General features: G+C 70.8%; 14 protein-coding genes and 1 pseudogene. 6 read left to right on the top strand and 9 right to left on the bottom strand.

Features of this window, described 5'->3' with window-relative positions:
• Positions 1-30: 30 nt before the first annotated feature.
• On the bottom strand, positions 31-612 hold the full coding sequence (locus ACWD4B_RS02920; RefSeq protein WP_451419098.1) for a helix-turn-helix domain-containing protein: 582 nt from the start codon (positions 610-612) through the stop codon (positions 31-33).
• Positions 613-709: 97 nt separating this feature from the next.
• Between ACWD4B_RS02920 and ACWD4B_RS02915 the strand changes: the two genes are divergently transcribed.
• Positions 710-1,816, top strand: a complete 1,107-nt coding sequence (locus tag ACWD4B_RS02915) for an alanine racemase (protein ID WP_451419097.1) — start codon at positions 710-712, stop codon at positions 1,814-1,816.
• A 71-nt stretch (positions 1,817-1,887) separates the two neighbouring features.
• Here ACWD4B_RS02915 and ACWD4B_RS02910 read toward each other — a convergent pair whose 3' ends face one another.
• Together ACWD4B_RS02910 and ACWD4B_RS02905 are read right to left on the bottom strand one after the other, a co-directional pair.
• Entirely contained in the window at positions 1,888-3,342 is a 1,455-nt protein-coding gene (locus ACWD4B_RS02910) for an FAD-binding oxidoreductase (protein ID WP_451419096.1), read from the bottom strand.
• A 120-nt stretch (positions 3,343-3,462) separates the two neighbouring features.
• Positions 3,463-5,112 carry a penicillin-binding transpeptidase domain-containing protein gene (locus ACWD4B_RS02905; protein WP_451419095.1) on the bottom strand — a complete coding sequence of 550 codons (1,650 nt, stop codon included), beginning with the start codon at positions 5,110-5,112 and terminating at the stop codon, positions 3,463-3,465.
• A gap of 85 nt (positions 5,113-5,197) precedes the next feature.
• On the opposite strand from ACWD4B_RS02905, the gene ACWD4B_RS02900 reads away from it, so the two are divergent.
• Positions 5,198-6,166 carry a LysR family transcriptional regulator gene (locus ACWD4B_RS02900; RefSeq protein ID WP_451419094.1) on the top strand — a complete coding sequence of 323 codons (969 nt, stop codon included), beginning with the start codon at positions 5,198-5,200 and terminating at the stop codon, positions 6,164-6,166.
• Positions 6,163-7,044 carry a serine hydrolase gene (locus ACWD4B_RS02895; protein WP_451419093.1) on the top strand — a complete coding sequence of 294 codons (882 nt, stop codon included), beginning with the start codon at positions 6,163-6,165 and terminating at the stop codon, positions 7,042-7,044. Before ACWD4B_RS02900 ends, ACWD4B_RS02895 begins: the two co-directional genes overlap by 4 nt.
• Before the next feature lie 235 nt (positions 7,045-7,279).
• Here ACWD4B_RS02895 and ACWD4B_RS02890 read toward each other — a convergent pair whose 3' ends face one another.
• From ACWD4B_RS02890 to ACWD4B_RS02875, 4 genes are all read right to left on the bottom strand, one after another.
• The gene (locus ACWD4B_RS02890; protein WP_451419092.1) at positions 7,280-9,679 is read right to left on the bottom strand and encodes a SpoIIE family protein phosphatase; all 2,400 of its coding nucleotides are present in this window, start codon (positions 9,677-9,679) and stop codon (positions 7,280-7,282) included.
• A gap of 98 nt (positions 9,680-9,777) precedes the next feature.
• Positions 9,778-10,395, bottom strand: coding sequence for a DedA family protein (locus tag ACWD4B_RS02885; protein WP_451419091.1), 618 nt, complete (start codon positions 10,393-10,395; stop codon positions 9,778-9,780).
• 182 nt (positions 10,396-10,577) lie between these two features.
• Complete coding sequence (locus ACWD4B_RS02880) at positions 10,578-11,783, bottom strand: sensor histidine kinase (RefSeq protein ID WP_451419090.1); 1,206 nt, start codon at positions 11,781-11,783, stop codon at positions 10,578-10,580.
• Between the two features lie 29 nt (positions 11,784-11,812).
• Positions 11,813-12,475, bottom strand: a complete 663-nt coding sequence (locus ACWD4B_RS02875) for a response regulator transcription factor (RefSeq protein WP_451419089.1) — start codon at positions 12,473-12,475, stop codon at positions 11,813-11,815.
• Between the two features lie 172 nt (positions 12,476-12,647).
• On the opposite strand from ACWD4B_RS02875, the gene ACWD4B_RS02870 reads away from it, so the two are divergent.
• On the top strand, positions 12,648-14,108 hold the full coding sequence (locus ACWD4B_RS02870; protein WP_451419088.1) for an ABC transporter permease: 1,461 nt from the start codon (positions 12,648-12,650) through the stop codon (positions 14,106-14,108).
• Positions 14,109-14,110: 2 nt separating this feature from the next.
• The gene (locus ACWD4B_RS02865) at positions 14,111-14,791 is read left to right on the top strand and encodes an ABC transporter ATP-binding protein (RefSeq protein WP_451419087.1); all 681 of its coding nucleotides are present in this window, start codon (positions 14,111-14,113) and stop codon (positions 14,789-14,791) included.
• Positions 14,792-15,289: 498 nt separating this feature from the next.
• On the opposite strand, the pseudogene ACWD4B_RS02860 reads toward ACWD4B_RS02865, so the two are convergent.
• Both ACWD4B_RS02860 and ACWD4B_RS02855 read right to left on the bottom strand, forming a co-directional pair.
• Positions 15,290-15,583: pseudogene (locus tag ACWD4B_RS02860) on the bottom strand (POT-type proton-dependent oligopeptide transporter); the annotation flags it as partial.
• Between the two features lie 129 nt (positions 15,584-15,712).
• The gene (locus ACWD4B_RS02855) at positions 15,713-16,768 is read right to left on the bottom strand and encodes an Lrp/AsnC family transcriptional regulator (protein WP_451419086.1); all 1,056 of its coding nucleotides are present in this window, start codon (positions 16,766-16,768) and stop codon (positions 15,713-15,715) included.
• 257 nt (positions 16,769-17,025) lie between these two features.
• Between ACWD4B_RS02855 and ACWD4B_RS02850 the strand changes: the two genes are divergently transcribed.
• A complete protein-coding gene (locus tag ACWD4B_RS02850; RefSeq protein WP_451419085.1) occupies positions 17,026-18,216 on the top strand; it encodes a sensor histidine kinase in 1,191 nt (396 codons plus the stop codon).
• Positions 18,217-18,260: the final 44 nt, after the last annotated feature.

Below are 18,260 nucleotides of genomic sequence, written 5' to 3'. Positions count from 1 at the left end.
TGAATAGCACGGCGTTCCGCCGTCGGCCCGTCAGAAGCCCGGCGGTGTCTCCGCCCAGACGCACACCGCCGGCTCGGTGCCCGGGTTGTGGTAGCGGTGCGGGGTGGTGGAGGCGAAGCTGACAGCGTCTCCGGGGTGCAGGCGATGGTGAACTCCGTCGACCCAGTAGTCGAGTTCGCCGCTGAGCAGCACACCCGCCTCCTCGCCGACATGGGTGTGGGCCTGACTGCCCGAGGACGCACCGGGTGCGACCTCCAGCATCATCAGCTCCAGGCGGCCGCCCGAGGCCGGGTTGAGCAGCGTGTACGTGACACCGTCCACCCCGGCACGGGTGAGTTCCACCCGCTGGTCCGGGCGGGTCACGACGCGGCGCTCGCGGCGGTCGATCTCGTGGAAGAGGCGGCTGAGCGTGACGCCCAGGGCGTCGACGATCGTCCGCAAGGTGTTGATCGTCGGGCTGTTGACGTTCCGCTCGACGTTGCTGAGATAGCTGCGGGACAGCCCGGTCGCCTCGGCGAGACGCTCCAGGGTGAACCCCTTGTCCAGGCGTTCACGTCGCAGATGCTGTCCGATCCCGGACTGGTCCTCCTGCGATTCGTCGGCCTGTCCCATCGGACGCTCCCTGTCCAGTAATCGATACGTGCCGTCCGGAAACGGAACAGCTGCGTCTAGGATAGTGGACGGACCGTACGAGATAGTGGAGAACGTGATGACCGCTGAGCTGCGTCTCGACCTGGCCGCCCTGGAGCACAACACCGACCTGATGGCCCGCTGGTGCCGCGAGCGTGATCTTGAGCTCTGTCCTCATATCAAGACCACGATGACCCGGGAGATCGTCGAACGGCAGCTCGCCGCCGGCGCCTGGGGCGTCACGGTGGCCACCGTCGATCAGGCCGAGGTCGCCCTGGAATGGGGCGTCCGCCGCATCATGATCGCCAACGAGGTGGTGGACGAGGCGGGTCTGGCCCGGATCCGGGCCCGGCTGGAGACGGTGACCGGCCTGGAGCTGTACGCCTTCACCGATTCCGAGGCCGGCCTGGCCCGCGCCGTCGCCGCCCTGGAGGGCGTCCGCACGCCGCTGCGCCTCCTCGTGGACGTGGGCGCCGAAGGCTGCCGCACCGGCGTGCGCAGCACCGAGGCCGCCTCCGCGCTCGGCCGCGCCGTGGCCGCGGCACCGGGCTGCGTGACCCTGGCCGGCGTCGCCGCCTACGAAGGCGTGCGCCCCAACCGCCGCGACCCCGACACCCTCGGCGCCGTCACCGATCACTGCCGCACCGCCGTCGAGGCCTTTCGCGTGCTGGCACCGCTGGTGACCGCCGGACCGCCGGTCTTCACCATCGGCGGCTCCGCCTTCCCCGACCTGGCCGCCGACGCCTGCCACGAGCTGGGCGAGCAGTCCCCCGGCCGCGAGCCGGTGCGCGTCCTGCGCTCGGGCTGTTACGTCACCCACGACCACGGCACCTATCAGCAGGTCACCCCCGTCCCCGGCCTCCGGCCCGCGCTGACCGTCCGCGCAGTCGTGGTGTCCGTACCCGAACCCGGACTGGCCGTCGTCGGCGCCGGCAAGCGCGAGCTGCCCCACGATGCGGGGCTGCCGGTGCTGGTGGGCCCGCCCGGTGCGGCAGGCACCGCGACGCAGATCTTCGATCACCATCTGGTCCTCACCGGTGTCTCCGGCCTGGCCGTCGGCGACGTCGTGCACCTGGGCATCTCCCACCCGTGTTCTGCTTTCGACAAATGGCAGGAGATCGACGTCATCGCCCCGGACGGATCGGTCTGCGCGACTTGGCGCCCGCGCTTCCGGCCCGGCGGGTGATACTGCGCTGCCCTGGTCGTCCTGAAGACCGACCAGGGCAGCGAGTCAGGCCGCGAGGGCCCTCACAAGGTTCAACCGCCGTGCGTGTTGCGGCGCTTGCGGCTGAGGAACGCCACGCTCGGCCCTGCTTCCGGGGCTCGGTCGGGCCGAGTTCCGCGCCGGGTGGGCAGAGGCGTGGCGCGGAAGACGTCGTCGGGGTCGAATCGGCGCTTCGCTGCGAGAAGTCGTTCGGCGTTCGGCCCGTAGGCGTGTGCGATCTGTTCGGTCTCGTCGGGCCCGAGCAGGTCGGGGCAGCCTCCTGGCAGCGCGGCAGGTCTCAGCGCGGCGGACAGGCTGCGCGCCCAGGCGCGGTGTTCGTGTTCTCGGGCATCGCCCGGTTCCCAGACGGCGATGGCCTCCGCCGTGAGGTGGGGGGTGCGGTTGGCGAACGCCGTTGCCGTCGCGGGCACGCGGGCTGCGGCGCCGTGCAGGCTGTGCAGGGAGACGGCGGACAGGGGCGAGGTCAGGGCGTTGCCCGCGTCGTGGAGGGCCGCCCGTACCGAGGAGTCGAGTGCGGCGACGGTTCGCGGGCGGATCTCGACGTGCCTGCCGAAGGGGAAGCGCGCGTCGGTGCCCGCGAGCAGCTCGGGCATGGTGGTGGGGCCGAGTCGGGCGGTCAGGGGTTCGCCGAGGGCCTGGAGCTGCGCCAGGGCCCGTTCGCCCGCGCGGGCGTCGTCGCCGCTCCAGGTCGGGGCGACGAACACGACGGGCGCTCCCTCCGGGCCGTCGAGGATGCCGCACTGCACCGTCAGCTCGTCCGGCCCGTCGGGCACGAACTCCTCCAGCCGGGCCAGCACGGTGGCCGCCTGCCTCCAAGGGAACACGATGGTGCCGGACAGGAGCGTCGACACCGTGTGGAGCCGGACACGCATCGCGGTGACCAGGCCGAAGTTGCCGCCTCCGCCGCGCAACGCCCAGAACAGGTCCGGTTCCTGCTCGGCGTCGGTCGTGACCAGTGAGCCGTCGGGGAGTACGACGTCCGCGGAGAGCACGTTGTCCAGCGCGAGTCCGAACCGGCCGCTCAGCGGCCCGTATCCGCCGCCCAGGCTCTGGCCCACCATGCCGGCCGCGCCTGCGGTTCCGGCCGCTGCGGTCATGCCGAAGGGCTGGGCGGCGGTGACGAGATCGGCGGCCGTCGCGCCGCCGGCGACCTGTGCCACTGCTGCTGCGGGGTCCACCTGCACATGGCGCAGGCCGGACAGGTCGACGGTCACGCCGCCGTCGGTCAGTGCCCGGCCGGCCCAGTCGTGGCCGCCGCCGCGCACCGACAGCGGCAGGCCGAACTCCTGCGCAGCAAGGACCGTCACCCGGGCGTCGGTTGGGCCGGTGCACCGAACGATCACGCCGGGGCGGTGCGGCACCGCGCCGTTCCACACGGTTGCGCCGGCGTCGTAGTCGGGCCCGGAGGTGACGACCCGGTCGGCATCGATGGTGCGCCGCAGGGCGTCGGCCAAGCGGTCGAGCTGCTTGCTCGTCGGGGTGGTCACGAGAGGCCTCGTTTCGGACCGCGGCCGGCCGGGAGTCCCAGGGTATCCGTCCGTTCACCGATGTCACCCGGTCCTGCAGTACTGGACGTTGTCGAGAGATTCGATTCGACTGCCCAGCCGTCATGACGGGTCGCCGGGGACGTCGGAGAGCAGGCTCCGGACGATGGGCCCTGCCGAAGCGCCACCGGTCTTCCCCTGCTCGACGACACACGCGATGGCGACGTTGCCGCGATGAGCCACGATCCAGCCGTTGTTGGGGGCGTCCTCGGTGACCTCGGCGGTGCCGGTCTTCGCTCCGACGCCGCCGGGCAGGCCGTCCAGGACCTTCGCCGTGCCGTCGGTGACCGTGGCGCGCATCATCTCCTTCAGCCGGTCGACCACGTTCTGCGGCAGCTCGGAGGTCGTCGTCGTGTCCTTGTTGCCGCGCGTGATCGTGGGCTGGTGGAACGTGCCCGAGGCCGCGGTGGCGGTGACGGACGCCATGATCAGCGGGTTGGCCAGCACCCGGCCCTGCCCGATCATCGAGGCGGCCTTCTCCGTCTCGTCGCGGGGAGCCGGAACGGACCCGTCGAACGACGGTATGCCGGTGTGCCACTCCTGGCCGACGCCGAAGTACTTCCTGGCGACATCGCCGAGTTCGCGGTCGCCGAGCTTGTCGCGCAGGCTGATGAAGGCGGTGTTGCAGGACTCGGTGAAGTCCTTGAGAAACGTCGCGTTGCGGTGTTCGGACGTCTCGACGTTGTGGAACTGCTTTCCGACGGTGAGGTACTTGGGGCAGTCGACGATGTCGTCGGGCTTGACCGCGTCCTTGAGCATCAGCGCGCTCGTGGTGACGACCTTCCAGGTGGAGCCGGGCGCATAGGTGCCGGAGACGGCGCGGTTGAATCCGGAAGGGGAGTTGGCCACGGCCAGGATCTCGCCGTTGTCGACCCGCAGGGCGACGAGCGCGGCATTCTTGCCGTCGGCCTTCGCAGCGAGGGCCTTCTCGGCTGCGGCCTGCCAGGTGGAGTCGATGGTGGTGCCGACGGGCCGGTCGGCGGACCGGGTGGGCTTCTTGCCGAAGGTGGCCTCGGTGTCCTTGACCTGCCCGGTGGCGCGGTCGACGCGCTGGATCGCACCGCGCGGACCGGCTCCGGCGGCACGGGCGACCTGGGAGAGCACGGGCCCCAGGGAGGGATACGTGTCCTTGGACAGCGCGCGGCCCGCACGGTCGGTCACCTTGGCCCCGTCGCCGCCCTCGCGGTCCAGCCGGAACTTCTCCGTGTCGCTCAGGTGCGGGTGGACGACGGAGAGGGCCCAGGCCACCTTCCAGGAGCCGTCCTCCTGCTTGCGAAGAGGGAGGGTCGCGTCGTAGGTCCATGTACCGAGGTCGCCGACGGGCATGTCGGCCGTGAACGGAACAGTGACGCTGCCGTCCTCGGCGACCGTCGCCGAATGCGCAGTCAACGTCGGCTTGTTGATGCCGAGTCCGGAGGTGAAGTTGCGCAGCACCTCCTGGGCCTTGCCGGGGCTGGTGGTGCGCTCGCCGGCGTTCGGCAGACGTCCTTCGGCCCAGTCGACCAGGAAGGCCCGTGCCTGAGCCGTGGCGTCAGGGTCGGGAACGGGCGGGCCCTGGGCGAACGGGCCCAGTTCGGCGGCGTACGCGCCGCCGGCGACGACGGCGAGTGCCAGGGCCGCCGCACCGGCCGTCCGGATCACCGGGCCGGTTCTGCGGCGTTTCGGGGCGGGGCGTTCGGCTTCGGTCCTCGACGGACCTTCGTTCGTACTCACGGGACGAGGAGAGCAGCGGCCTGCACCGCATGTCCAAGAGTCCTATCAATCTGAGATCGATCAAAAAACGATATGCTTCCTGCTCATGGACCTGATCCGGCACCTCGAATGCTTTGTGGCTGTTGCAGAAGAGTCACATTTCGGCCGTGCCGCAGCGCGTCTGGGCATCGCCCAGCCACCGCTTTCGCAGCGCATCCAGCGTCTGGAGCGCGAACTGGGCGTGCGCCTCTTCGAGCGCACGAGCCGACAAGTGACGATCACGAAGGCCGGAACGCTGCTGCTGGACGAGGCACGCGAACTCCTCACCCGCTCCGAGGCCCTCATGGCCACCGCGCGCCGCATCCGGGACGGGGAGAGCGGGCTGCTGCGCGCCGCACTGCCGCCGGACATCTCCGGCGAGACCGTCGCCGCGATCCTGGCAGGCTTCCGGCAGCGCCACGCCGGTGTCGAGCTGGAGCTGCACGAACTGTCCACCGCCCAGCAGCTCACCCGGCTTGCCTCGCACGATCTGGACGTCGGGCTCATCCACCACCCCTGCGACATCACCGGTCTCGAACTGGGCCCGGTGCTGCGCCGCGAGGTGGGCGTGCTGCTCCCGCGCCACGCACCCGCCGCCGCGCTGGACAAGGTCCCGCTCGCCGCCCTCGACGGACACGAGCTGGTCCTCTTCCCCCGCTCCGGTGCTCCGGCGCTCCACGACGACATCCTGACCACGTGCGCCCGCAACGGCTACACGCCCGCCGTCGTCCGGCAGGGCCAGGGCGCCAGCTTCGTCCGCGGCCTGATCCTCTCGGCGGGCGCCGTCGCCTTCAGTCCGAAGGACGCCCACAGCACGCACGCCGCCGAAGCAGACCCGGACATCGCCTGGCGTCCCCTTGCAGGGGCTCCCCTGACCTGGCGGCATTCCGTCGCCTGGCCCCGAGGGCGCGGCGACGCCGCCGTCGGCGCCTTCACCGAAGCGACCACCCGCGCCCTTCTGGACGCGGCCGCAGGCGGCGCGGAGGAACCCGCGCGGCCGCTCTACCTGCGCCCGGCATCGGAGTACTGGCTGTGACGACCACGACCACCACCCGCCGCCGCATCCACGCGGCCTTCGCCGCAGCCGGCGTCACCGGCCGGCTGCACGCGCTCGACATCGACTCCGGCGCGGAGGTCGACGCGGGCGCGGACGACGCGGTCGTCACCGCCAGCGTGCACAAGCTCTGTCTGCTCGTCGCCCTCCACCAACAGGCCGCGGCAGGGCGCGTGGATCTCACCGAGCAGATCGAATGCCCGCCGGCAGGCCGCACCGCCGGTCCCACCGGGCTCGCCGCCATGCTCGACACCGTCCGCATGTCCCTGCGGGACGTCGCCTACCTGATGATGGCCGTGAGCGACAACACGGCCGCCGACCTTCTCCTGGACCGGGTCGGCCTCGATGCGGTGAACTCGGCCACGGCCGGCCTGGGGCTGACGCGGACGCACGCCGTCCACACGTTCCACGAGATGCTGGCCACCGTCAGGGAGGACGCCGGTCCCGGCCAGGCCCGGGCGCTGACCGATCCGCAGGTCGTCGCCCGGCTGACGGCTCTCGACCCCGCCCGTACCAACCGCAGCACCCCGCGCGAGATGACCCGCCTGCTCGGCGCCGTATGGCGCGACGAGGCATGCCCCGCCGAACACGGCGCGGCGATCCGCCGTCTGATGGGCCTTCAGGTCTGGCCGCACCGGCTGGCCTCCGGCTTCCCTTTCGACGACGTCCATGTCGCGGGCAAGACCGGGAGCCTGCCCACCCTGCGCAACGAGGTCGGTGTCGTCGAGTACCCGGACGGCGGCCGTTACGCCGTCGCGGTCTTCACCCGCGCCGCCGGCACGGCCGCCACGCTTCCGGCAGCGGACGCCGTCATCGGCACCGCCGCCCGGATCGCGGTCGACGCGTTGCGGTCCCCGTAGGACCGCTCGGTCCTACGGGGAGTTCAGCGGCACCACGGCGCCCCGTCAGGGGCGCGGGGAACTGCGCGATCAGCCACGACGCGCCCGCAGTCGAGGTTCCCCCAGCTACCGCTGGGAGGTGCCCCCAGGGCTTCGCCCCGGACCCCTGGGGTAGTGCGTCGACTGCAGGCCGGTGGGGGCTAGTCGCGCAGTTCCCCGCGCCCCTGACGGGGCACGAACATCCGCCGGACAAGCCCTAAAAGGACGAGGGCAGGTCCTGCTCGGCCCAGATGGTCTTTCCCGTGGCCAACGGACGCGTGCCCCAACGGCGGGCGATCTGGGCGATGATGAAGAGCCCGCGCCCGCCCTCGTCGGTCGTCCGGGCGTGGCGCAGGTGCGGCGCGCTGCTGCTCTCGTCGGTGACCTCGCAGACGAGGGTGAGGCCACGGATGACGCGCAGCGTTATCGTGCCGACTCCGTACCGGATGGCGTTGGTGACCAGTTCGCTGACGATGAGCTCCGTGGTGACCTGCAACTCGTCCAGCCCCCAGGCGTGGAGCCGGTCGTCGACCAGGCTCCTGGCACGCGAGACCACGGCCGGGTCCCGCTCGAGTTCCCACTCCGCCGTCCGGTCGGCACGGAGCGCCCGTGTCCGGGCCAGGAGAAGGGCCACATCGTCGCTCGGAGGCCTCGCGGGAAGGGCGTTGACGACGCCGTCACAGATGTCGTCGAGCAACCGGTGCCCGGGGGTGAGCACATGGACGAGCCGGTCGGGGCCGGACTCCGTGTCCCGGGTCAGTGCGTGCAGGAGCCCGTCGGTGTACAGCACGACGACGGTGTCGTCGGGCAGTTCCGTCGCCATGCCCTCGAAGGGCAGGCCGCCGACGCCCAGCGGTGGACCGGCAGGGAGATCGGGCACCGTCGCCGTGTCGTCGGGGCGGAGGAGGACGGGCGGCGGGTGACCTGCCGTGGCCATGGTGCACTGCCGGCTCACCGGGTCGTAGACGACGCACAGGCAGGTGGCGCCGAGGCTCTCCGTCCCGGGAGGGGCGTGCTCGGCCAGGCGCAGGACGAGGTCGTCGAGCCGGGCGAGGAGTTCGTCGGGAGGCAGGTCCATGGCGGCGAGGGTGTGTACTGCGGTGCGCAGCCGTCCCATGGTGGCGGCGGCCTGGATCCCGTGTCCCGAGACGTCGCCGACGATCAGCGCGGTGCGGGCGCCGGAGAGCGGGATCACGTCGAACCAGTCACCACCGGCTCCCTCGCGCGCGTGTGCCGGCAGATACCGGGAGGCGATCTCCAGGGTCGTCTCCCCCGCCAGGCCGTGCGGCAGGAGACTGCGCTGCAGCGTCACCGCGATGGAGTGCTCCCGGGTGTACCGGCGTGCGTTCTCCAGACAGAGGGATGCCCGGGCCGCGACCTCCTCCGCCAGGAAGAGGTCGTCGTTGTCGAACGGCTCCTCCAGGTTGTGGCGCACGAGGACCGCCACGCCCAGCACGATGTCGGAGGCACACAGCGGTACGACCATCGCCGAGCCCGGACGTCCGGACACCGTGCCGGAGGCGGCGTCCCGCACCGGCCTTACGGAGAGGGCGAGTTCGGACTCGGAGGCCAGTACGGCCCGGCCCGTGGTCCGGCTCTCCACGACGGAACCGGGCCCCGCGTACCGCACCGTGTCGCCGGCCCCCACCGCCGGACGCCAGCACTCGTGCACCGAACACAGCCTGCCCGAACGGACCAGCACGGCGTCCTCGCCGAGGGGTTCCCTGACCGGCTCGTGACCCTTGACGACCCAGTCCGACAGCTCGACGGTGCAGCAGTCGGCCAGCCGCGGCACCGTCACGTCGCAGAGTTCCTGCGCGGTGCGCATCGGGTCCAGGGAACGCCCCAGCCGGCTGCCCGCCTCGTTGAGCAGCATCAGCCGCCGTCTGGCCTGCCAGCGGTCGGTGACGTCCAGGGTCATGAAACCCACGCCGACACTGCCGGTGTCGGCGTCCTCCAGGCGGAAGGCGGACAGGGCGAAGGCACGCTCGTGCGTCGGGTCGGCTTTGACGTGTCCGTGATAGATGTGATCGATCACGGGCTGTCCCGTGTCCAGCACCCGCTGGATATGGGCCCGGGCCTCCCGCACGATCAGCCCCGGCTGGAGCTCGCCCCAACGGCGCCCGACGGCCTGCCCCCGGGCCACTCCCCCGCCGTGCTCCAGCGCGCTGTTCACCCACACGTACCGGAGGTCGTCGTCCAGGACGGCCATGGCGACCGGTGACTGGCGGAGAAAGTCCTCGTAGAGCGAGGCGATCAGCCCCGGCCGGGGCCAGGGGCGCATGGGGGTGCCCGTGATCAGCCAGTACACCCGTTCCGGCGGGAAGACCAGCCGGGAGATGCCCACGGTCAGCCGGACGTCGTCCCCGTCGCGGTGCCGCAGGGCCAGGACGCCCCGCGACGGGGCCGCCAGTGCCCCCGGCGCCAGCTCGGGTGCCCAGAGCAGCCGGTCCGCGCGCTGTCCCACTGCCTCGTCCGCCGTATGGCCGAGCAGGGCCTCGGCCCCGGCACTCCAGCCGGCCACGGTTCCCTCCGCGTCGAGCAGGGCGACGGCCACATCGAGCTGCCCGGCGGGCTCCGCGGCAACGCCGTTCTCATCCCTGCCGGAGGTCGTCACTGCGGCTCCTCCGCTGCACTCAAGGTCGCATGGTGACCGACAGGCACAAGTATGGTCTCGGCTCCGGGGAGACGCATGCGCAGGAAGCAGGGGTCCGGTCACCGGTTCCCGGAGCGGGCGCGCAGCAGTTCCACGACGACCGGCAGCGTGGCGATCACCACGATGGCGATGATGATGGGCTCGATGTTCTCGCGGACGAATGCGACGGTGCCGAGCCCCGCCCCGAGCAGGATCAGCCCGGCCCCCCAGAGGACTCCGCCGACGACGTTGTACGTGAGAAAGGTCCGGTAGTTCATCCGGCTCGCACCGGCGACGATCGGCGTGAACGTCCGGGCCAGCGGTACGAAGCGGGCCAGGATCAGCGCTTTCGGCCCGTGCCGCTCGAAGAACCGGCGCGTGCTGTCGATGTGCCCGCGCTTGACGAGCCGGGAGTCCGGGCGCTCGTGGAGCGAGACACCGGCCCTGCGGCCCAGGACATATCCCGCCTGGTCGCCGAGAACGGCGGCGACCACCACCGCCGCGCACACCAGCCACAGCGGTTCGTCGAGTTCGCCGGTGGTGACCAGCAGGCCGACCGCGAACAGCAGGGAATCGCCCGGCAGGAAGAAGCCGACGGGGATGCCGGATTCGAGGAAGACCACGACCAGGACCCCGATCAGCCCGAACCGGCCGACCAGTTCGTGCGCGTGCGGTGATGCGAAGCCGGGGGCTGGCATGACGCGAGCATATTCCGCGCAACCGGCCACCGGCCTCTCGCGGACGAGCGCGGCCGGGGTGATCTCACGGCATTCGCGCGTACTCCCTGCAGTGCAGCCCGGACTACGGTGCGCACCCGGTTGCCCGTACGACCTGCGGCCAGTGGTGGACGTCGAGATCACGGGTCTGCGGAAGGGCAGGATCACCGGTCCGCGGAATCTTCCTCGTACGGCGGGAGTTCGACCCGCACGGTGAGCCCGCCGCCGGGGTTGGCGACGGCGGCGACCGTGCCACGGTGGGCCACGGCGATCGAGCGCACGATGGCCAGCCCGAGTCCGTGGCCCGAACGGTCACCGGACAGCCGGGACCGTGGCCGGTAGAAGGGTTCGAAGAGACGGTCGACGAGTTCTTCGTCGACCGGCGTTCCGGTGTTCACGACCTCCAGGGTCACGGTGGCGTCCCGGTGGACCGCCAGCTGCACCGAACCGCCGGGCACGTTGTAGGTGAACGCGTTGTCGAGCAGATTCAGCACCAGCTGCCGCAGGAGCGTGCTGCTGCCGCTGACGACGCAGCCTGCATTCTCCGCTTCGACGGTGAGCAGGAGCCCCTCCGCCTCCGCCCGGGAGGTCCGCTCGGCGGCGGTGCGGGCTGCAAGGGCCGCCAAGTCCACGGGCTCCGGGTCGAATTGCGCATGGTCGGCGGAGGCCAGGTCGAGGAGCGCGTTCACGATGGTGATGTTGCGTTCGTTCGTCTCCCTGAGGACCGGGGCGAGTTCCGCCAGTTCCTTCCCCGAGCCGTCCTCCGCCGTCACCTGGAGAATCGCGCGGGTGGTGGCGAGCGGCGTGAGCAGTTCGTGCGAGGCGTTCGCCGCGAAGCGCCGGTGGGCGGCGAGGGACTCCTCGATCCGGGCGAGCATCGCGTCGAAGGTGTCGGCGAGTTGTTTCAGCTCGTCGTCGGGGCCGTCGGCACGGATGCGGTGGTCCAGCTCGCCTGCCTCGGCCTTCGCGGCAGCCTGGCTGATGGTCTGCAAAGGAGCCAGCAGCCGCCGGGTGAGGAACCAGCACGCCGTCAGGCCCGCGATCATCACCAGCAGCATTCCGCCCACGGACACGGCGAGTACGGTCGCCCAGACGTCCTCCTTGGTACGCACCCCGCCTTCGGGGACCGGACGGGGATCGCTCCTCAACGGCTCCCCATGGGTGTACGAGGACCCGGAGCCGCCGGAGGGAACGCTGACGGTCGTGGTCAGGTCGTAGGTCGGGATGTAGCGAATGCCCACGTAGATGGCGGCGACCAGCAGGGCCCCGGAGGCGCACAGAGCGCCGGCGAACCACAGGAACAGCCGGCCGTGGATACCGAGCGTGCGACGCCTGCCGCCGCGGCGCAGGCAAAGTCTGCTGCGCCACATCCTCAGTCTTCTGCACAGCGCGGCGGTTATCACTCGGACCTCAGGAAATAGCCGGCGTTCACGGCCGTGTGCACCAGTCGTGGTTCCCCGATTTTCCGGCGCAGGGTGTGGACGACGAGGCGCACCGCATTGGTGTGGGAGTCGGTCTGTGCGTCCCACGCCTTGTCGAGCAGGTACTCCGTGCTGAGCACGCCGCCATCGGCGCGCATGAGCAGTTCCAGGACGGTCAGTTCCTTCGGCGTCAGCCGGATCTCGACGCCTCCGCGCCGGACTTGGCGGCGGTGGGTGTCGAAGGCGAGGTCGGCGAAGGCGAGCACGGGCGGGTGGGCCATGGGCGTGCGCCGGTACAGTGCCCGCAGTCTGGCCACCAGTTCGGGGAAGTCGAACGGCTTGGCCAGGTAGTCGTCGGCACCGAGGCCGAGCCCGTCGACCTTGTCGCCGAGCCGGCCGGCGGCCGTCAGCATCAGGATCCGGCAGGCCAGCCCCATGGCGACGATGCGGCGGCAGACCTCGTCGCCGTGGACACCCGGCACGTCCCGGTCCAGGAGCACCGCGTCGTAGTCGTACACGGCCAGCCGCTCCAGGGCCGTCGTCCCGTCGTGCACGACATCGGCCGGTATTCCTTCCTTCCGCAGTCCCAACTCCAGGACCCGCGCCAGGTGCTTCTCGTCCTCGACCACCAGCACGCGCACGAGCAACCACCATTTCCTGAGAATTCCATGAGAGTTTCCCGGTCCACCGGCCGACCGGAATCCGTGTTTCCAGTATCCACTGAACCGCGACACAACCGTTCAAACACCGCTCAAATCCCGCCTCCCCTAGCGTCCGTATCCGTTCGGGACGATTCCGTTCACCGGGAGAGAAATGAATCTGTTCAAACGGGCGTGGTGGCGGATCGGCGGTCATCCGGGGAAATCCCTGATGCTCGTCGGTCTGTTCTTCGTCATCTGCACGCTGGTCCTGTCGGGATTTCTGATCCGGTCCGCGGCGGCCCGCGCCGCTGCGGATGCCAAGCAACGCGTCGGTGCCGTCGCCACCATGCAGCTGGACATCAACGCCCTCATCGAGTCCGGGAAGTTGCAGTCCCAAGGGGGCGGCGGCACGCCCGGCCTCATCGGCAAGGAGGGCGACCTGCACCGCGATCTCGTCGACAAGATCTGCAAGTCGCCGGTCGTGAAGCAGTGCAACTACACGTCGGACTCCGGCGCTGCGCCGACGCAGAGCACCGGGCTCTACCAGCCGGTCCCTGCGCCGCCCGGACAGGACACCCAGGGCACCGACTTCTTCAAAGCGGACGGCGTCCGCGATCTGAACTCCGTAGCAGCCTTCCGCAACGGCGACTCGAAGATCGTCTCCGGTTCCGGCATCGGGCCCGGCTCGAAAGGCGACGCCGTCGTCGTCGAGGAACGCATGGCGAAGCAGAACAAGCTGAAGGTCGGCGACAAGGTCAAGCTCAAGGTCGGCGAGCTGCCGCCGCCAGGAGAGAAGCCGAACACCGACGAGCACGAGTTCACCGTCGTCGGCATCTACAAGAGCAGCACCGCGGACACCGGCAAGTACGTACCGGCCATCACGAACCCGGCCAACCAGCTCTACGTCACCCCGGAAGGGGCCACCAGGCTGAACGGCAAGGACCCGGCCCAGGGCGCCACGGTCAAGCAGGCCACGTTCACCCTGGGCGACCCCGCCGACATCGACCGGCTGAAGAAGGACGCCGAGGCGGCCGGAGCGGACCTGAAGATCTTCCCGCTGAACGTCAACGACAAGCAGTACAAGACCCTGGTCGGCCCGATCACCAGGACCGCCGGCTTCGCCACCGTCACCGTCTGGCTGGTCGCCGTCGCCGGTACGGCCGTCCTCGCCCTCGTCGTCGCCTCTTCGCTGCGCGAACGCCGCAAGGAACTCGGCATCCTGCTCTCCCTCGGCGAGAAGAAGACCAGGCTGCTCGGTCAGCACCTCGTGGAAGTCGTCGCCTGCGCGCTGCTGGCGATCGGACTCTCCGCCGCCGGCAGCCAGTTCCTGTCCCAGGGCGTCGGCGACTGGCTGCTGGCCGGCGAGGTGTCGTCCGCCAAGGACGATGCGGCGAACGCGGACAGCGGCCCCGACCACAGCGCCGTCACCGGACCGGGAGGCCCGTCGCCGGACGGCTCGTCCACGGGCGGGTCCGACGTCGGCCCCATCGACAGGATCGACGTCAGGCTCGGCATGGCCGACATCGGCAAGGTCGGGGCCACGGGCCTCGGCATCGCGGCACTGGCCACCCTCGTCCCCGGCACCCGCGTCCTGCGCCTCAACCCGCGCGACATCCTCGTGAAGGGAGACTGACCATGACCGCACAGCCCCCCGTCCTCCAGCTCACCGGACTCACCCGCTCCTACCCGACCCGCAACGGCAGGCGAGCCGTCCTCAAGGACGTCAACCACTCCTTCGAAGCAGGCCGCATGTACGCGGTCGTGGGCGCGTCCGGCAGCGGCAAGACGACCCTGCTGTCCCTGGCCAGCGGCCTCGACACCCCCACGTCCGGCTCGGTGCGCTTCCGCGGCCGCGACGTCGCCGAACTCGGCCTCGGCCGCTACCGCAACCGGCACGTGGCGACCGTCTTCCAGTCCCTGAACCTGCTCACGTACATGACCGCGGTCCAGAACATCACCTCGGCGATGGAGATCACGGGCGTGAAGGGGGTCCGCAGGAAACAGCGCGCCAGGGAACTCCTGGAGCTGCTGGGCATCGGGGACGAGGATCGGAATCGCAGGACCCTCCAGCTCTCCGGCGGGCAGCAGCAGCGCGTGGCCATCGCCCGCGCGCTCGCCTGCGAGGTGGACGTCCTGTGCGCGGACGAGCCCACGGGCAGCCTCGACCACGAGACCGCGGCCGGCATCGTCGACGTGTTCCGGAAGCTGGCCCACGACCAGGGCAAGTGCGTGATCGTGGTGACCCACTCCCGCGATGTCGCCGAGGCCTCGGACGAAGTCCTCCGGCTGAAGTGGGGCCGTCTCACGGCACAGTGAGAAAGGGGGAAATCGGCGCATCGCCCACCGGCCGGTCCATCCTCCGACGCCGAGTGTCGACTTTCTTCCACCACGAAGCAACTTTGGTATGCGCCCAGGTGTCCCGCGTGCCGTTAGTTTTTGTGCGCGGCCCGCACTCCGGCAGGGGCATGAGTAGCCGGGCCCGGAGTGCGACGTCGCCGTGTGGCCCTCGTCGCACTCCTCGTCTGCCTGTGGCCGTCATCCCCCGTTGCGGCCACGGGCAGCCACCGCGCAGTGGCCCGGACCGGACGAACGGCATCGATTGCAGTCCGGGCCACTGCGCGGATCTTCACGGCTCTTCTCGCACCGCCTGACGGTCGAGCTCGCCCCGTAAGGGGCGCGGGGAACTGCGCGAGCAGCCACGACGCGCCCACAGTCGACGTCCCGGAGCTGCGCCCCGGACCCCTGGGTAGTGCGTCGGCTGCAGGCCGTCGGTGGCTAAGCGCGCAGTTCCCCGCGCCCCTTACGGGGCACCCCTCAGCGCACGTCGCCCATGAGCGCAGCGACCCTCTTGCGGTACATGAAGATCGCGAATCCGGCGACGCTCGCGAGGACCGCCCCGGCCCCGATGGCCCCGGCACCGCTGGGTTCCACGCCGACGAGGGCCAGCAGGCTCGTGATGCAGTTGCCTGCAGTGACCGCCAGGAACCACACGCCCATCATCTGGCCCGCGTACTTCCGCGGAGCCACCTTCGTGGTCACCGACAGACCGACCGGGGAGAGGCAGAGTTCGCCGATCGCCTGGATCATGTAGATCGACACGAGCCACATCGCGCCGGCGATCAGGTACAGGACGAGGAGCGCCTTCATGCCGTAGAAGCTGAAGCGCTCCCACAGGTTGACAGCCGGAGAAGTGACCGAGGCGTTGCCGACGCCGCGCGCCCTCCGTCCCCTTCGCCCTCACGCGCCTTGTGGCGGGGCCGGAGGCGTGGCCCGGAACGGCGGCACCCAGCCCGTGCCCCGGCCCTGTGCGTCCAGGAGGCGCCCGGCGCGTTTGACCGTACGCACCCCGGTGAGCCAGCGGCGGACTTCGGCATCCGGAAAACGGGCGGCGAGCGCAGCGGTCATCCGTGGAATGTCCTGGAGGGAGGGCAGCCACAACGTCACCAGCACGTCTGTCACGCCCACGCAGGACGCCACCAGCCGCGCCTCGGGAATCATCGCGAATGCCCGGGCCATCTCGCCCAGGCGCTCCGCCGGGACGCGTGCGGCGAGCGTCGCCGAGACCGGCCAGCCCGTGACCTCCCAGGCCATTTCGCAGCGGACCACCACTTCGCCGCTCGCCAGCAGGGCCTCCGTCCGGCGCCGGGCCGTGCCTTCACCGAGCCCGCACGCCGCGGCGATCGCCGCGTACGAGGCCCGCCCGTCCTCCGCAAGGGCTGCCAGCACCTGCTGGTCCACCTCGTCGAAGGCCCGACGGGGCTCCAGTTGTCCGCGACGCTCGGCTGCGGCGCGCATTCTGCCGGCGGCTTCCGGGGACAGAGCGCGCAGCCGCCATTCGCCGCCGTGCAGATGAAGCCTGACCAGCAACGCCGTGTCGAAGGAGAGCAGGCCCGGAACCGCAGGCAACGGGCCGAGCAGATATTCGCCGAGCGCCATTCGGCTGGGCGCGACGACGGTGGCGAACAGATCCCGGTCGCCCACGGTCAGTTCCACCGAGATCGCCTCGGAGTGACGAGCCATGGCGGTGGCAGCGCTGAGCGCCTCGCCGGAGGCACAGGACGCGAACACGAACGCGGCCGCCGGATCCGCCGCGCCCTCGCGCACCTGGCCCGGGTGCGCGGTCGTCCAGGCCAGCCCCGCCTCCTTCAGCCGCGCCCAGTGCCGGGCCACGGTTGCCGGATTGACGCCCAGGACGTCTCCGAGAAGGGTCCAGGAGGCTCGGGGATGGATTTGCAGGGCATGCAGGATCTGGAGGTCGATCGGGGTGACTGTGGTGACCGGGGTGGGGTCCATCGCCCCCGAGGGTAACCGCAATGTCCGCCGTCACCCGGTTTGATCTCGCCGTAGTCGGCGCACAAGGCGTAGACACGATGCGTGAAGGATTTCGCCGTTCCGGGCCGTCCTCCGAGCGGAATAGTGCAGGAGCAGGGCCGCGCGCGAACCGATCCTGCGGACAGCGGCCTGCCGCCCGACGCTCGGAGAAGATTCAGGGCAATTGCGCTGCACCCGGCGCGTCCCGATCAGAGATCCCATCAGAGCGGCAGCAGTACATGAGCCCCCTCATCCCCGGCGAGCACCCCGGCCGCCTCCTCGGCGTCCGGACTCTCGATGTCGTCCGGCAACCCAGGGTCGTCGACGGTGCCACGTGCATCGCGGCGTGTGCCGCCGCGCTCCTGGCCCTGGACCAGGTTCACAAGAGCGGTCTGGTGTCCGGCTATGCGGCTTCGTCCTTGGCCGTGGGCCTGGCGTCCAGTGCGCTGCTGCTGCGGCGGACGGCACCCACGCTGGTGATGGTGGCGGCTCTCCTGAGCACGCTGGCCTCCGACGACGCCACGCTGCTGATCTTTGCGGCCTATTCCCTGGGCAGCTACGGCAAGCGCAGCAGGTGGGCCGGGGTCGCGGTCGGCGGCCTCCTGTACCTGCTCACGCGGACCTGGGTGGAGCCGCTCCCCCCGGAGGCGTCCGCCATGGCGTACGACGCCGTCGTCAAGATCGGTTTCCCTGCCGCACTGGGCGAGTTGATGCGCCGGCGGCGCGAAGTGGCCTGGCTGCTGCAGCGGCGCCTGGTGGCGGCGGAACACGCCGTCGACCAAGCCACGCGTCAGGCCGTCCTCGACGAGCGGACACGTCTCGCCTTCGACATCCACGACGGCCTGGGACACCGGGCGACGGTGCTCATCTTCCAGGCACAGGCGCTGCGTTCCACGCCGGGGATGCCCGAGCCGGCTTCCGCCCTGGCGTCGACGGTGGAGGAAGGGGCCCGGGGAATGCTCCAGGACATGCGCAGCATCCTCGACGTCCTGCGCGACGCGACGGATCCCTCGGAGCAAGGCGGGCCGCCCTACGCCCAGTTCGCCGCTTCGCTGGTGTCGAATCTGTCTGCTGCCGGCATCGACGTCTCCTTCCGGCAGACCGGCGAGGCACGGCCCCTTCCTGCCGGCGCGGACGGCATTCTGCGCAGCTGCGGGCGGGAGGCACTGACCAACGCGGTGAAGCACGGACATGGCGCTCCGATCTCCCTGCACCTGGCGTTCACCTCGCACGAGGTGTGCCTGGAGGTGTGCAACGGGCCCGGCATCGCCTCGTCGCTCTCCCGGCTGCCCGGTGGGCTCGGGATGGTCAGCATGCGGGAGCAGGTTGCCCGGTCAGGAGGCCGGATCCAGGCCGGGCCCACCGATGACGGCGGCTTCCGGGTCCACGTCGCTCTGCCTGCACCGCACAGCACGGACGAGGAGCACTGACCGGTCACGCGGCTGGGGACCGAAGGTCGACCGATCGGCAGTGG

Source organism: Streptomyces sp. NPDC002536 (genome assembly GCF_053594995.1).
Note: the sequence above shows the minus strand (reverse complement) of the source record. Positions and strands in the feature narration are given on the sequence as shown.

What these genes read in the sequence shown, in the direction of transcription:
- ACWD4B_RS02850 (WP_451419085.1), top strand. Translation starts at nt 17,026, where the DNA reads ATGAGCCCCCTCATCCCCGGCGAGCACCCCGGCCGCCTCCTCGGCGTC.
- ACWD4B_RS02865 (WP_451419087.1), top strand. Translation starts at nt 14,111, where the DNA reads ATGACCGCACAGCCCCCCGTCCTCCAGCTCACCGGACTCACCCGCTCC.
- ACWD4B_RS02915 (WP_451419097.1), top strand. Translation starts at nt 710, where the DNA reads ATGACCGCTGAGCTGCGTCTCGACCTGGCCGCCCTGGAGCACAACACC.
- ACWD4B_RS02870 (WP_451419088.1), top strand. Translation starts at nt 12,648, where the DNA reads ATGAATCTGTTCAAACGGGCGTGGTGGCGGATCGGCGGTCATCCGGGG.
- ACWD4B_RS02920 (WP_451419098.1), bottom strand. Translation starts at nt 612, where the DNA reads ATGGGACAGGCCGACGAATCGCAGGAGGACCAGTCCGGGATCGGACAG.
- ACWD4B_RS02855 (WP_451419086.1), bottom strand. Translation starts at nt 16,768, where the DNA reads ATGGACCCCACCCCGGTCACCACAGTCACCCCGATCGACCTCCAGATC.
- ACWD4B_RS02900 (WP_451419094.1), top strand. Translation starts at nt 5,198, where the DNA reads ATGGACCTGATCCGGCACCTCGAATGCTTTGTGGCTGTTGCAGAAGAG.
- ACWD4B_RS02880 (WP_451419090.1), bottom strand. Translation starts at nt 11,783, where the DNA reads ATGTGGCGCAGCAGACTTTGCCTGCGCCGCGGCGGCAGGCGTCGCACG.
- ACWD4B_RS02885 (WP_451419091.1), bottom strand. Translation starts at nt 10,395, where the DNA reads ATGCCAGCCCCCGGCTTCGCATCACCGCACGCGCACGAACTGGTCGGC.